Raw genomic sequence first — 13,970 nt, forward strand, 5'->3', positions numbered from 1 at the left:
CAAAGTTCAAAGTTCAAAGTTGGCTCCGTAGGTGACTACGAAGCAAACTTTGAACTTTGAACTTTGAACTTTGAACTTTGAACTTAAAACTTAAAACGGCAGATCATCCTTCCCTGAAGGAGCCTGATCAAAATATTCTGGAACTGATTGATCCATACTTCCGCCGCTTGTTGTAGATGCACCATTACGGTCGATCTTCCAGGCTTCAAGTGTGTTGAAATATTTTATTTCACCTTGAGGACTTGTCCATTCTCTTCCACGTAGATTAAAATGTACAGTGATCGTTTCGCCATTCTGAACTCCATCTAACAATCCACAACGGTCTTGTGTCAACTGAAAGCTGATATGTTGTGGGTATTGCGATGAATTATCAGTCAATACGAATTCTTTCTTCTTAAAACGGTCGTTAACAACCTGTTCTTCTTTTTTTACTTTAAGTATTCCTGTGATTTGCATGTTTAGTAATTTTGCGGTAAAAGTAAGCCTTTATAGCCTGTGATTTTTAAAAATATCCAAAAAATCATCAACAATCTCATTATTTGCGGAGAAAACGAGATTTTTGATTTTGTTCATTTTCGATTTTCACTTCGGGCAACTTTCCGTATGTTTATATCCATTTTCAAACAAAAAATCAGGAATCTCAAGCTTATTATGACGCGATCTATCTTCTTTTTTATCCTTACTTTTTCTTCTATTCTCGTTTCTGCGCAGAATCACATTGTCCCTCTGTGGAAAAAAGACTTTAAAAACGGACTAAATTCAATTAACAAAGCTACTTCAGTTAAGTCGGATCGCTTTGGCAACTGTTATGTGCTTGGTACAACGTCTTTGGCCGATAGCACAAAAGACATTCTTGTTGTGAAATATACTACGGATGGATCGGAATTATGGCACCGGCTTTTCAATAATAAATCGAATGGCGATGATTTTCCCAGAGCCATGACACTCGATCTTTATGGCGATGTCTGGGTTTGTGGAATTGCTAAACTGTCGCCTGACAAATGTGATTTTTTAGTCACCAAGTTTTCTAATGAAGGCGTACCGCAATTTGAATATGTATATGATGGTCCCGATCAAATGTATGATGAAGCAAATTGTATAGCAGCAGATAAACTGGGGAATGTTTATGTCGGTGGATATACTACTTCCAGTGACAGTGGACTTGATCTGCTTTTGATGCGATTCTATGCTGATGGTTCTTTAGCGTGGAAGAAAAAATATGCGACATTAAGTCTTGACAATGCAACATCACTCGTAGTTGATGACTCCTGCAATGTTTATGTATGTGGAAACACAAATAATTCTCAGAGAAGTTCTGATATAATTGTAATGAAATATGATTCCGCAGGAAATCAACAATGGTCTCAGGTGTATGATGGCATTTTCAGCGAAAGAGATGCAGCTAACATTATTCGCATTGATGATTCTCTTAATGTTTATGTTTCCGGATTTGTGAATCATACGAATGATCGGTCAGATCTGCCTCTTCTGAAATTCAGTCCTCAAGGTGTTCTGTTAAAAGAATCATTATACAATGGTGTTTCTGCAGATTGTCAGGCAACATCAATCCGGATAGAGGATGAGTTTGCATTTGTTACAGGCAAAAAGATCGAATACAATACTGCTACAACTTCCGGCGTATTATTAAAATATAATAAAGCCGGTAGTGAGAAATTATTTCTGAAAACTCCAACGGATGTTTTTTTCGATGCAACACATCGGTTCGGTAACAGGGAAATTGTATTCGGAACAAAACTTACTCATCCCGAAAGTACATTGATTCCATTTATAGCTGAGATCGATACATTGCCTCAATTCAAATGGACTTTTTCTGATTCTACAGTTTACGGTATCTCGCATTTCGTAGATGTTGAAGTTGATAAAGACAATATTTATTTTCTTGGCGATGATGCCGGTGATGCTACCGGTACGATCAATTTACTTAAATATAAAATTAACACCGAGGCTGAACAAAAAAGAAAGCCCGCAATATATAAATCCAATAAGAGTGGAATTCCAAAAAATAAGTGAACAATTGCTGGCTGAATTCAAAGCAATTGTTGGTGATGAATTCGTTTATACTAATCGTGAAGTTCTCGAACAAAATTCACGGGACTATACTGAAGACCTGAGATTTTATCCCGAGGTTGTAGCTCGTCCTTCCAATGCAGAAGAAATTTCTTTATTGTTAAAGATATGCAATGAAGCTCGCGTGCCCGTTACTCCTCGCGGAGCCGGCACCGGTCTGAGTGGTGGTGCACTTCCTGTATTCGGTGGATTAGTCATTGCAATGGATCGGTTTAATAAGATCATTAAAATTGATGAAAGAAATTTGCAGGCTTTAGTAGAGCCGGGAGTTATCAATCAGGTTTTTCAAAATGCTGTCATGGAGAAAGGTTTGTTTTATCCTCCTGATCCGGCCAGCAGAGGTTCTTGTTTTCTCGGTGGAAATCTGGCCGAAAGCGCCGGTGGACCAAAGGCAGTAAAGTATGGTGTCACTAAAGATTATGTTCTAAATTGTGAAGTCGTACTTCCTACAGGAGAGATCATCTGGACAGGTGCAAATGTTTTAAAAAATTCTACAGGTTATAATCTGACTCAGTTGTTGGTTGGAAGTGAAGGGACACTTGGAATAATTACAAAGATCGTTTTCAAATTACTTCCGCTGCCGACTGAAAATTTACTGATGTTAGTACCATTTTTCAGCAGTGAAAAAGCATGTGAAGCAGTTTCTGCAATTTTCAGAGCAGGATTAACACCATCTGCATTGGAATTCATGGAAAGAGATTGTTTGCTTTATGTAATGAAATATGTAGATGTAAAAATTCCGCTGAAGGATGAAATCAATGCTCACTTATTGATTGAAGTCGATGGTACGGATCGTGATGTCTTATTCAAAGAATGTGAACGGATCTCGGAAATTCTTTACCAATATGAATGTGATGAAGTTTTATTCGCAGATACTGCGCAGCAAAAAGCTGATCTCTGGCGCGCCCGACGATCTGCAGGCGAAGCAGTAAAATCGCATTCAATTTACAAGGAAGAAGATACTGTTGTTCCCCGTGCTGAACTTCCAATACTTTTGAAAGGTGTAAAAGCAATAGGAGCGAAGTATGGTTTCCGAAGTGTGTGTTATGGTCATGCCGGTGATGGAAACTTACACGTAAATATAATCAAGGAAGAAATTTCTGATGAAGACTGGAATACAAAAGTTCCACTTGGAATCAGAGAGATCTTTGAACTTTGCGTTTCATTAGGCGGAACAATTTCCGGAGAACATGGAATCGGATATGTTCAAAAAGGATACATGGATATTGCTTTTAACAAAACACAAATGGATCTTATGAAAGGGATCAAAAATTTGTTTGATCCGAACGGTATATTGAATCCGGGGAAAATTTTCTTGTAGTAAGTAGTGAGTAGCAAGTGGTAAGTAGCACTGCTTTCTTTTGTGCACAAAGATAAATAATTCGCCAAATAATATCAATTGCCAGATAATTGCACTTAATTAATTAAAGCAGAAAATCAATAATAAATTATCAGTAAAGAAATCAATATCCTGAAGTAACTGGTGCTACTCACCACTTACCACTCACCACTCATCAACAAAAGTGAAAAACAAAGTCATCATAATAACCGGTGCATCCGGCGGAATAGGAGAGTCGTTGGCAAAGAAATTTTCTGCTGAAGGTTCTGTTGTTGTTATTGCTGCGCGTCAACTTGAAAAATTAAATCAGTTGAAGACAGCACTCGAAAATTCCGGAGGAAAGGTTCATGCAGTGGCGTGTGATGTAAGTAATGAAGCGCATTGTAAATTACTTATCGATGAAACCATCAGAATGTATGGCCGCATCGATGTACTTATTAATAATGCAGGAATCTCTATGCGTGCACTCTTTAGTGATCTGGATGTTGATGTGATCCGGAAAGTTATGGATGTGAATTTCTGGGGAGCAGTATATTGCACGAAATCTGCTTTTCCATACTTGCTCAAATCAAAAGGAAGTATCGTAGGAATTTCGTCTATTGCAGGAAAAAAAGGTTTGCCCGGACGAACCGGATATTCAGCTTCAAAATTTGCCCTCGAAGGATTTCTGGAAACCATTCGTACAGAAAATCTGAAAAAAGATCTGCATGTTCTTGTTGCTTGTCCCGGATTTACTGCTTCAAATATTCGTCAGTCTGCTTTGGCAAAAGATGGAAGTCAACAAGGCGAATCGCCACGTGATGAAAGCTCAATGATGTCATCCGATGAAGTTGCAAAACATATTTATAATGCCGTTGTAAAACGCAAACGCGACCTCATCCTTACAGGTAATGGAAAGCTAACCGTGTGGCTGAATAAATTTTTCCCCGCCTTCATGGATAAAATGGTTTATAATCATATGGCGAAAGAACCGGATTCGCCATTTAAGTAAGTAAACTTGCATCGAACAAATATCATTTAAATAAATATCTTGAACACTAAGTTCACTAAGTTTTTGGCACAAGAGCACAAGTGAATTTTCAATTATGTGTTCTTGTAATAAAAACTAAGTGATCTTAGTGCTAATTTTTTTCTGTTTCAGATATTTCCCGGCAATTAATGAATCACTTGATCGTCGTCTGCATCTTCCTAACTCCCAGAAACCGATCCTTTTCATTGTAAACATACACTTTGTAAACTCCCTGTTTGTAGAAAGTAATTTCTTTGTAAAACCAATTACTTTCGGGATCTACTTTCATCTTAACTGAGTTGATGAAGGTTTCTTTCTTGTCTATCATCAGATAAATATCAAAAGTAACTTCTGAAGACGCTATTGGATTTTTATGTTTCACAAGCACATTAAAGAATCCACCTTTTTTGCTGATTGAAAAATAACCACTGGGATTAACGGGCGATCCGTCTTTTGCAACTCTTTCACAGAAGATAACATCCTGTGCGTGGAGAGAAATTCCTGCCAACAGGAAGAAAAACAATAGAAGCAGTTTACGGATGTTCATCAAAATTGTGCAGTTAATCGAATGTTCAATTGACGACCTGTCAGATAATTTGGAACAGCATATTTTCTTGCATTTGTAACATCTGTGATCCATGTATATGAAGCAACATTACTCACTTGTAATAAATTGAAGACTTCCAGTCCAACCCACATTGATTCAAAATTCTTCATGAATTTTCCCTGTGGTTTCTTTTTTACTTCGTCGCCGATAAGTTGTTTCGAAAATCCGATATCTACACGACGATAAGTTGGTGTTCTTAACAAATCAGTATACCTGTTGTTTCCAGGAGGTCCAAATGGCAATGCTGTTCCGAAGATCAGACTTAACTGCATTTTGTATGTTGGAAATTTTGGAAGGTAATCCTGGAAAAATACTCCAAATGTCAACCGTTGATCAGCAGGACGCGGGATATAACCGGGTTCCACTTTTGTTGAATCAACCGGTTTGGAATTTGATGTACCGGGAAAAATCTCTTTGCCTTCTTCGTCGAAATATCTGTAATAGAAATCGCCACGGAGGTCTTCTTCCGTCTGCAAATAAGAAACACTTAACCACGATTCTGCTCCAGGTACAAAATCTCCAAAGAGCCGCAGATCGATTCCTTGTGAATAACCTTTGGATGTAAATTGCGGTAAGTACCGCAACCGTAGATTATCTACTTTGTATGGAATCAGATTTTCAAGCGACTTATAAAAAACTTCTGCTGTCAATTTAAATTCGCGACCTAATGCAAGAAAGGTCATGTCTCCACCAATTACTGCATGTATAGACTTTTGAGCCTTTACATCCGGATAAAGTTTTCCGTCAGAACCCCGGAGTTCACGATAGAAAGGTGGCTGATAATAAAAACCGCCGGCTGCACGCAAACTCAGATTTTTTTTACCACGAGGTTTATAAGTAACGGAAACACGTGGCGAGATGATCAGCTCTTCATTCAGATCGGAGTAATTAGCTCTGATACCTGTTGTCAGTACTAATCGCGTGGTATCTGTGATTTGCCATGTATTCTGGATGTATCCATTTATCCGGTGTGTAGTCAGATTATTCTTTCCAATAACAACATCGTTTAATATGATCTGCGGATTCATCGAATCTCTGTATGAATTTATAGAAAATCCTGCAGAGTCATTATAATACCATTCATGTAATTTATCGGAAAAAGTCTCTTGCTGAACTTTTACTCCCCATTGCCATATGCTGCTTTCATTAATGATTTCACCTTTTTGTTCAAGAGAAAAAATTTCTCCATCAAGTGTATTTCTTGCATGATTCAAAAAGGAGCCGACACCGAGATTGAAAGCAACGTTCCCAAAATCATCTTTCCCAAGATCGTTTTCTAACTGATCTAAAAAATATTGTCCGAGGATATCAAAGTTTTCTTCTTCATGCGATTTATAATAAGATCCGATCAGTTTCAGTGACAATTTTGGCTTAGGTTTGAATGTTGCGGAAAAAGAACCTGTAAAGGTTTCGTATTTGTCAAGCTCCTGACCTTCAAAGTAAACAGTGAACCGTTTTGCATCGTTTATCGTTCCGAAATTCGTTTCTCTTGATTGTGGTACGAGATTATATCTGTTGCGTGCATAGTTTCCGAAAACTTCAACATTTAACTTTTTAGAAATGTCGACACCGGTCAATATCTGAACATCTGTGAATGATGGTTTGTATTCACCTTCGGTTTCAAATGTGTTTAGTAAATATTGATTTGATTTTTGTCTTCCACCAAGCATGTAATAAAATTTCCCCGTCTTGCTTTGGTTTTCAAGTTCAAGCGAAGCTCCCAATAAAGATGCACTGACAGATCCGCCGAATTTTTTAGGACGACGATAACGGATATCAAGAACAGAACTTAATTTATCTCCGTACTTTGCATCAAAGCCACCGGCAGAAAATTTTATACCGTCAACCATATCAGGATTAATAACACTTAATCCTTCCTGTTGTCCCGATCGCACGAGCATTGGTCGGTAAACTTCAAAGTCATTAATGTAAACCAGATTCTCATCATAATTTCCGCCCCGAACATTGTAGGTTGAACTTAATTCATTTGCGGAAGAAACACCTGGTAACGTTTTTAAAATATCTTCCACAGACTGATTTGGTGTCGGAATCATTTTGACAATTTTCGGGTCTATCGGTGTCGCATTTTCACTCTTCAACGATTTATCATAAACAGTAAACTCAGTTATCTGATAGATCTTACCTGTCATTTTTGAAATGATCTCTTTTTTCTCTCCCGGAATCAGACGAATATTAAAAGTATCTTGTTTGAGACCTGTATATGAAATGATCACTTGCAAATTTTCATTTGCAGGAACCTGAAAAGTAAATGATCCATCATCTTTTGAATATACACCAATTGCTTTGCCAATTACACCAATGCTGGCGCCAAAAAGTGGTTTCCCATCTGGGTCCTTAACTTTTCCGGAAATTGTACCAACTTGTTGAGCATTTATCGTTAGTGATAAAAAAACGAAAGCGAAAAAGGAGAGAAGCAGGCGCTTGCTTGCCATAAGCGAGAAGGGGTTTAGTCTGATGAAGTTAGTCCTTAGATGGTGTTTCTTTCTTTTTGAATGCACCATTCTGCCACATTTGAATAAACTTTGACCAGGCAATTGGATTCAGTAAATTGTTTGGCGGAAGTTGGCCGGCATAATACAAACGTGTCGAATTTTGTTCCATGGCATATTTGAAATTCATACTTCCATCCATAGCCATACCGCTTGCAAGAAATGCAAGTTTACCTTCACTCAGATTTTTCTCCGCACGTGCAAGATCGTCATCAGGAATTCTCAACTGAATAAAAGCTTCTTTAAACTGTTCTTTGGTCGGCCAGGGAAAAATCACCACTTCACGAAGTAAAATTGTATCAGGCTTTAGGATCTGAATCATAGAACAACGCATGTCGCTTAAAGTATCAGGAATTACGAATATAGCTTTCTTAAATCCAATAGCACCAAATTCAATTGTATCTCGCATTTTGGCAACGAAAGAGAAAAAACCGAAGTAATCACTGATCGTTCCGCGGTTGGAATTCTTAATCATCACACTCGTAAAAGGTATAGGTGCCAGACTATCAGCGGTCACGATAACGCCGGAAAACTGAACCAGGCCTTCATGATCTATCTTTTGGGCCTGACTTACTGCCGAAAGAACACATACGAATGCTAACAGTACTAATTTCTTCATTGCTTTAGGATTTATAATGGGCTAAAGTACTCACTTATTTTCAACCCATGAACGATAAAATAAGGTTAAAAATTGTTACTTTTCAATGATGATTGGTTAGATGAAATTAGTTAAATTTGGTCAACTTCTGAATTAAAAATGTTACGAAATCTGAGTTATTTGTGGAGCCTATTACCGGGAATTGTCACTGTTTACGGTAACTTATATGGAGGTTATTGGGCATTTGCAAATCTGATTTTTACACTTGGGTTTCTCAGCATTATTGAATGGTTCATGCCTGAGAATAAGTCAAATAGCTATTCGGAAAATGTAATTGTTCCGGATCTGATCCTCATTTTGCATGTTGCATTTCAGATCTTATGCCTGTCTTCTTTGTTTTATTCCGTCCATCTTGGCCAACTCAATGGAATAGCCTTGATCGGTGCAACGCTTTCAACAGGTATACACTCAGGCTCTTCTGCAATTGTAGTTGCGCATGAATTGATCCACAGAAAAAGTAGGATATTTCGGTTCATGGGAAAGTTTTTGCTTTTCACTGTTGGAAATATTTACTTCTATATTGAGCATCTTCGAGTTCATCATAAATGGGTTGGAACAGACAAAGATCCGGCAACGGCAAAAAGGAATGAGTCTCTTTATGCATTTTTTGTTCGGTCGATGTTTGGTCAGATTACAAATGCGTGGAGACTTGAAAAAGAACGTTTGACAATTGAAAATAAAAACCCTCTGGGCAATGCTGTCCTGAAAAATTCACTTTTACTTATAACTCTTCTTTCGGGTCTATACTTAGGTTTTGGATTCATGGGCGTTGCTGTTTATCTCTTGCATATTCTAATTGCAAACTTTCTACTCGAATACACTAATTATATCGAACACTACGGACTTTCAAGAAAAGAAAATGAAAGAGTGAAAGAAGATTTAAGCTGGCAAACCGATAAAGTTATAAGCAGATTTTTTCTGATCGATCTAAGCAGACATAGTGACCATCATTATTATGCTTCAAAACCTTTTCATACATTGAAAAGCTATGAGCAAAGTCCCAAATTGCCCGGAGGATATGCATCGGCAATTTATCTGGCATTAATTCCGCCCCTTTGGTTCAAAGTTGTCAATCGATGTCTTGATAATTATAAAAATACTTCAGTTGTAAATTTGAGTGTCACTTGATCATGATTTATAAAAACAATTTTTTGTCCGGATATTTTTTCATTTCACTGGTATCACTGGTGATGCTTCTGAACGCTTGTAAAAAAGATGTATATCTTGAAGTTTCTTCAAACAATTACAATAGTTATTATCCTGTGGAAATAGGATATTGGATCGAATATCAGGCAGATTCAATTATTCATCTGAGCAATGATGACATTAACCTTGTGGATACAAGTATTGTGGCATATCATTTTTATATCAGAGAGGAAATAGACAGTGCGATGATCGATGGTGAGGGGGATACAGCCTATGTAATTAGCAGATACAAGCGGACTGCTGATACTTTGCCTTGGGAATTCACTGCTATCTGGACTTCAAAGCTTACAAAGAATTCCTTGGAAAGAGTGGAGGATAATCGCAGATATATCCGCATGACTTTTCCTTTTAAATCAGATTACATATGGAATGGAAATGCATATAATAATCTGACTCAGGAAGATTATACTTATGAAGATCTTTTTTCTTCATCAACATTTTCAGGATTGAATTTTGATTCAACTGTTACCATAAATCAAAATGAATTTATTTCAAATATAAACCGGATAATAAAAAAAGAAATTTACGGTAATCACGTTGGGTTATTGTATAAACAGATAGATAGTGTTGGAGTTGCAAATACACAGAATGGAATTGTCATTCTTAGCGGACTGGAGTATGAGCAAACCGTTACAGATTATAAACAGTAAGATGAAATCACAGATCAGATTGATGTTGATACTTATCGCATCATTATTTGCAGATCAAACGTCTGCACAAAAATTCTTTATTCGTTTCACAGATAAAGCGAACTCAGTTTATTCTACATCAGATCCAGCCGCTTTTCTTTCTGCAAGAGCAATCGCAAGGAGAGCCGCACATTCCATTCCGGTAACAGAACAGGATCTGCCTGTAAATCAGAATTACATTGATGGTGTCTTAGCACAAGGTGCCGGATTAATTTCGAGAAGCAAATGGTTTAATGGAATCACTGTTGTTTGTGACTCTTCGGTTTTAGCAAATATTCTAACATTACCATATGTTGTGAATATTACTAAGGTTATACATCCCATTCAGAATCGAAGCGATTCAAAATTTGATACGGGAATACCTTTCGCAAGAAAATCTGAATTGATGACACCGCCATTAAATTATGGTACCTCCTTTAATCAGATCAATTTGATGAATGGTGAGTATTTACATAACAATGGATATACCGGTACCGGTATGGTCATAGCAGTTTTGGATGCCGGTTTTTACAGCGTCGATAATTTATCAGCTTTTGATAGTCTTAGAAACAGAAATGGAATTTTAGGTACTTGGGATTTTGTAGATAATAATTCTTCGGTCTATGAAGACGATACACATGGAATGGAAGTGCTTTCAACAATTGCGGGAAATGTTCCCGGTGAATTAGTAGGAACGGCACCTGATGCAAATTTCTGGCTGCTGAGAACTGAAGATGTTTTTTCTGAAAATATTATTGAAGAGTATAATTGGGCAGCAGGAGCAGAGTTTGCTGATAGTGTAGGTGCAGATGTGATTTCATCATCGCTTGGCTACTCTGATTTTGATGACTCAACAGCATCACATACTTATGCAGATATGGATGGAAACACTTGTCCATCTTCCATAGCAGCTGATATTGCTTTTTCAAAAGGTATTTTAGTTGTCACAAGTGCGGGCAATTCAGGAAATAATTTCTGGCATTATATCAGTGCACCTGCTGATGGTGACAGCGTTCTTGCAGTTGGTGCAGTTGATTCTGATGGAAACTATGTTTCATTCAGTTCATACGGACCTTCAAGCGATGGCGATATCAAACCGAATGTTGCTGCTAAAGGAGCCAATGCTACAGTTGCAGATCCATTTGGTACGATCGGTGGTGCAAATGGAACTTCGTTTTCTTGTCCTATCCTTGCCGGAGCTGCTACATGTTTATTGCAGGCGCATCCTGGGAAATCAGTTCTGGAAGTAAAAAATGCAATTGAAAGAAGTGCGAATTATTTCAATACACCAACGGATACACTGGGGTACGGAATCCCGAATTTTGGAAATGCGCATTTTATTTTGAGTGGAATAGAAGACAGAGAAAATATAATTCCATTAATAATTTATCCGAATCCGATTTTAGAAAATCTATACTTGCAGATATTTACATATTCTAACGAAGCGGTAAAGATTCAGATGATCGATCTATTGGGAAAAGTTGTCGCTAAATCCGAATTCAATACTTTCATGGTTGGATATAATATTATTGATTTCCCTCTTCCTTCAGATCTTTCGCAAGGTATTTATCTGATCAATATAAAAAGTGAATCATTTGAGTACACACGAAGAGTTATAAAGAATTAAAAGTGAAAAGTGAAAAGTGAAAAATGGCATCCGGAAAGTTAATGCTTTCAGAATGCCATTTTTCATTAATTAGTGAATGCCTTTTTCGGCAAGATACCGCTCTGCGTCAATAGCAGCCATGCATCCTGAACCTGCAGCAGTCACAGCCTGACGATAAGTTTTATCTGAGATGTCTCCGGCAGCAAATACACCTTCAATATTTGTTTTTGTGGTACCGGGAATGGTCAGAATATATCCGACATCATCTGTTTTGATAAAGTCTTTAAAAATATCTGAATTTGGTTTGTGACCAATTGCGACAAAAAATCCTGTAACATCCAGAGTACGTTTTTCTCCTGTCTTATTATTTTGTACCAGAACTCCCTCTACAGTTTTTGTTCCAAGTATCTCAACTGTGTCTGTATTCCAAAGCACTTCAATATTAGGTGTGTTTTCAACACGGTGTTGCATGGCTTTACTGGCACGCATTTCACCTCGTCTGACGATCATATAAACTTTTTTACAAAGCTTTGCCAGATAAGTCGCTTCTTCCGCTGCCGTATCGCCTGCACCGATGATTGCAACGTCCTGCTGACGGAAAAAATAACCGTCGCAAACAGCACATGCAGATACACCAAAACCATTCAGGCGTTGTTCTGATTCCAGACCAAGCCATTTTGCCGAAGCTCCAGTGGCTATGATAACAGTGTCTGCAGTGATTGTTTTTGTTTCGTCAATAACAACTTTATGAATTGATCCTGAGAAGTCAACAGACGTTGCATACCCATATCGAACATCAGTACCAAAACGTTCTGCCTGTGCCTTGAAATCTTCCATCATTTCAGGACCTTGTGTTCCTTTTGGATAACCCGGATAATTTTCAACTTCTGTTGTTATCGTTAGCTGTCCACCCGGCTGTAACCCCTGGTACATAACAGGTTTCAGATCTGCTCTTGCTGCATAAATAGCTGCCGTATATCCTGCTGGTCCTGAACCAATTATTAAACATTTTATGTGTTCTGTCTCGTTACTCATAGTGGTTTTGAAATTGTACGCAAAAGTACATAATTAACTAACATCTAATAACGAAGAATTTTAATTGATTTAACGGGATAAAAAGTTTAAATTTTTTCTTTAAAGCTTCACTTCACTTCACTTCACTTCACTTCACTTCACTTCACTTCACTTCACTTCACTTCACTTCACTTCACTTCACTTCACTTCACTTCACTTCACTTCACTTCACTTCACTTCACTTAAAATAAAAATACCGCTGAACTCCCAGCATGTAAATCGGATAAAATCTTGCGAACGATTTATTGATTACAGGAAATCCTACAGTAAAATCAATTCGCAAATTTGAATCGATAATGAATTGAATACCGGGATGCATTTCAACATAATTTCCGGAAAGTAAAAGATCTGTCTTTGGTTCTATTTCAGTGTTGTTCTGTACGACTCTGGCCTGATCATAACTCTTGCCCATGAATTCCAAATACACATTGATATTCGTATCAGAATATTTCTTGTAATGAAACGGATAGATTAAGTATCCAAGTGATAAATTATAATTCAAAGCCTTTCCATAAGTCAGTGAAGTAGTTTGTTCGCCGCCATAAAAATCAGGTGTGGTCTCTGTATAAGTTCCGGGAATAACAAATCCTGAATTGAATGAAACTGCAAAATGGTTTTTCAGATAGGTAACTAATAGGCCCCCGCCATAACCTTTAGTATCGTCCATTAAATTCGGTTCGCTTTCATCATGCGCAGAATTGTTAAGCGACCCTTCACCATATACAGCTACCCTGAAATGTTCATGATCACCATCTTTTGTTATGACTCTGTATTTTGCCAGGAAGTGTACACCATTAAATCTATAATCATAATGAATCCCTCTCGCAAATGTTCCGGTTTGATAGATGGTGTCGTTATTATTATGAGTATGTGTTACTAGTCCTAGAGGAAGATTTCCGGAATGATGATTTGAAAGAGTAGGTGTAGCTGATACCGACAACCTGGAAGTAACTCCATACATGAATCTCATTGCAGCCATATTTCTTTGTGTACCAAATTCATCGTATGATTCACCAAATAATCGAACGCCTAATACATTCTTTGGAACACTACTGGCAATTTCATTGTGCGGAAATAATTCCTGAGCAGTAATTTTGGTAGATAAAAAGGAACTCAGCAGCAGAAATAATGATGCTAAAAATAGTGGACTTTTCAACCGGGCTCTTTTTTGAAATTTATCTGTTAAAAATACGAATAAGCAAATC

The 13,970-nt window shown here is 37.5% G+C and carries 12 protein-coding genes; 6 read left to right on the plus strand and 6 right to left on the minus strand.

The window, feature by feature from the left end; translation table 11 throughout:
• Window positions 1-90: 90 nt before the first annotated feature.
• The gene (locus tag IPL24_09065; protein MBK8363819.1) at window positions 91-456 is read right to left on the minus strand and encodes a DUF3127 domain-containing protein; all 366 of its coding nucleotides are present in this window, start codon (window positions 454-456) and stop codon (window positions 91-93) included.
• Between the two features lie 195 nt (window positions 457-651).
• Here IPL24_09065 and IPL24_09070 point away from each other — a divergent pair, with 195 nt between their 5' ends.
• The 3 genes from IPL24_09070 (at window position 652) to IPL24_09080 (ending at window position 4,418) form a co-directional block, all read left to right on the plus strand.
• Window positions 652-2,031 carry an SBBP repeat-containing protein gene (locus IPL24_09070; GenBank protein ID MBK8363820.1) on the plus strand — a complete coding sequence of 460 codons (1,380 nt, stop codon included), beginning with the start codon at window positions 652-654 and terminating at the stop codon, window positions 2,029-2,031.
• Complete coding sequence (locus IPL24_09075; protein ID MBK8363821.1) at window positions 1,919-3,409, plus strand: FAD-binding protein; 1,491 nt, start codon at window positions 1,919-1,921, stop codon at window positions 3,407-3,409. Before IPL24_09070 ends, IPL24_09075 begins: the two co-directional genes overlap by 113 nt.
• A gap of 202 nt (window positions 3,410-3,611) precedes the next feature.
• A complete protein-coding gene (locus tag IPL24_09080) occupies window positions 3,612-4,418 on the plus strand; it encodes an SDR family oxidoreductase (protein ID MBK8363822.1) in 807 nt (268 codons plus the stop codon).
• A gap of 172 nt (window positions 4,419-4,590) precedes the next feature.
• On the opposite strand, the gene IPL24_09085 is transcribed toward IPL24_09080, so the two are convergent.
• From IPL24_09085 to IPL24_09095, 3 genes are read right to left on the minus strand one after another with little or no spacing between them, the layout of a single operon-like run.
• Window positions 4,591-4,983: a hypothetical protein gene (locus IPL24_09085; protein ID MBK8363823.1), complete on the minus strand. Its 393-nt coding sequence runs from the start codon at window positions 4,981-4,983 to the stop codon at window positions 4,591-4,593.
• Window positions 4,983-7,496: a carboxypeptidase-like regulatory domain-containing protein gene (locus IPL24_09090; GenBank protein MBK8363824.1), complete on the minus strand. Its 2,514-nt coding sequence runs from the start codon at window positions 7,494-7,496 to the stop codon at window positions 4,983-4,985. The genes IPL24_09085 and IPL24_09090 overlap by 1 nt, the downstream gene beginning before the upstream one ends.
• Window positions 7,497-7,524: 28 nt before the next feature.
• On the minus strand, window positions 7,525-8,172 hold the full coding sequence (locus tag IPL24_09095; protein MBK8363825.1) for a carboxypeptidase-like regulatory domain-containing protein: 648 nt from the start codon (window positions 8,170-8,172) through the stop codon (window positions 7,525-7,527).
• 138 nt (window positions 8,173-8,310) lie between these two features.
• Between IPL24_09095 and IPL24_09100 the strand changes: the two genes are divergently transcribed.
• From IPL24_09100 to IPL24_09110, 3 genes are read left to right on the plus strand one after another with little or no spacing between them, the layout of a single operon-like run.
• On the plus strand, window positions 8,311-9,339 hold the full coding sequence (locus tag IPL24_09100; GenBank protein MBK8363826.1) for an alkane 1-monooxygenase: 1,029 nt from the start codon (window positions 8,311-8,313) through the stop codon (window positions 9,337-9,339).
• 23 nt (window positions 9,340-9,362) lie between these two features.
• A complete protein-coding gene (locus IPL24_09105) occupies window positions 9,363-10,067 on the plus strand; it encodes a hypothetical protein (GenBank protein MBK8363827.1) in 705 nt (234 codons plus the stop codon).
• Entirely contained in the window at window positions 10,006-11,712 is a 1,707-nt protein-coding gene (locus IPL24_09110) for a S8 family serine peptidase (GenBank protein MBK8363828.1), read from the plus strand. The genes IPL24_09105 and IPL24_09110 overlap by 62 nt, the downstream gene beginning before the upstream one ends.
• A 69-nt stretch (window positions 11,713-11,781) precedes the next feature.
• Here IPL24_09110 and trxB read toward each other — a convergent pair whose 3' ends face one another.
• Together trxB and IPL24_09120 are read right to left on the minus strand one after the other, a co-directional pair.
• Window positions 11,782-12,726, minus strand: coding sequence for a thioredoxin-disulfide reductase (trxB, locus tag IPL24_09115; protein MBK8363829.1), 945 nt, complete (start codon window positions 12,724-12,726; stop codon window positions 11,782-11,784).
• A gap of 217 nt (window positions 12,727-12,943) precedes the next feature.
• Window positions 12,944-13,921 (minus strand): hypothetical protein, encoded by a 978-nt coding sequence (locus IPL24_09120; protein ID MBK8363830.1) that lies wholly within the window; start codon window positions 13,919-13,921, stop codon window positions 12,944-12,946.
• Window positions 13,922-13,970 lie beyond the last annotated feature (49 nt).

The sequence above is a fragment of the Bacteroidota bacterium genome (assembly GCA_016711505.1).
Classification (GTDB): domain Bacteria; phylum Bacteroidota; class Bacteroidia; order AKYH767-A; family 2013-40CM-41-45; genus JADKIH01.

Bases quoted from the DNA above. Each gene is read 5' to 3' on its own strand.
- IPL24_09065 (MBK8363819.1), bottom strand. From the start codon at position 456: ATGCAAATCACAGGAATACTTAAAGTAAAAAAAGAAGAACAGGTTGTT.
- IPL24_09070 (MBK8363820.1), top strand. From the start codon at position 652: ATGACGCGATCTATCTTCTTTTTTATCCTTACTTTTTCTTCTATTCTC.
- IPL24_09075 (MBK8363821.1), top strand. From the start codon at position 1,919: ATGCTACCGGTACGATCAATTTACTTAAATATAAAATTAACACCGAGG.
- IPL24_09085 (MBK8363823.1), bottom strand. From the start codon at position 4,983: ATGAACATCCGTAAACTGCTTCTATTGTTTTTCTTCCTGTTGGCAGGA.
- IPL24_09090 (MBK8363824.1), bottom strand. From the start codon at position 7,496: ATGGCAAGCAAGCGCCTGCTTCTCTCCTTTTTCGCTTTCGTTTTTTTA.
- IPL24_09095 (MBK8363825.1), bottom strand. From the start codon at position 8,172: ATGAAGAAATTAGTACTGTTAGCATTCGTATGTGTTCTTTCGGCAGTA.
- IPL24_09100 (MBK8363826.1), top strand. From the start codon at position 8,311: ATGTTACGAAATCTGAGTTATTTGTGGAGCCTATTACCGGGAATTGTC.
- IPL24_09110 (MBK8363828.1), top strand. From the start codon at position 10,006: ATGGAATTGTCATTCTTAGCGGACTGGAGTATGAGCAAACCGTTACAG.
- trxB (MBK8363829.1), bottom strand. From the start codon at position 12,726: ATGAGTAACGAGACAGAACACATAAAATGTTTAATAATTGGTTCAGGA.